General features: G+C 80.2%; 1 protein-coding gene. It reads right to left on the minus strand.

What is annotated here, in order from left to right:
- On the minus strand, positions 1-300 hold a 300-nt coding region (locus PUR26_RS01990), incomplete at its 3' end, for a DUF6274 family protein (protein WP_329868534.1).
- Positions 301-333 lie beyond the last annotated feature (33 nt).

A 333-nucleotide genomic window follows, 5' to 3' on the forward strand; every position in this document is an offset into this window, starting at 1 on the left:
CGGGGCGGTGGCGCCCGCCACCCCGCTCCGGCCGGCCGGCTGGCCGGCCGGGCCGCCTGGGCCCGCCGGCTCCCGCGGGCCGTCGCCCGAAGCTCCTGGCCCCGGCGGGGCGCCGTCCGCGCCCTCGTACGCGTCGCGCTCGTACGAGTCGAAGGCGTCGTCCGGGAGTTCCTTCGCGAGTCTCAGGCGGCGCCGGCAGACGGCGCAGCGCGCGGTGGCGTGGCGATAGCCGGACGCCGCCGCCAGATGTGCGCGCCGCAGCGCGCGAGTCTCGGGCCTGACTGTGGATGCCGCCGCCATGCGCGTCACCTCCGACGAGGGGCCCCGCTTCCC

The sequence above is a fragment of the Streptomyces sp. SP18CS02 genome (assembly GCF_036322365.1).
GTDB lineage: Bacteria > Actinomycetota > Actinomycetes > Streptomycetales > Streptomycetaceae > Streptomyces.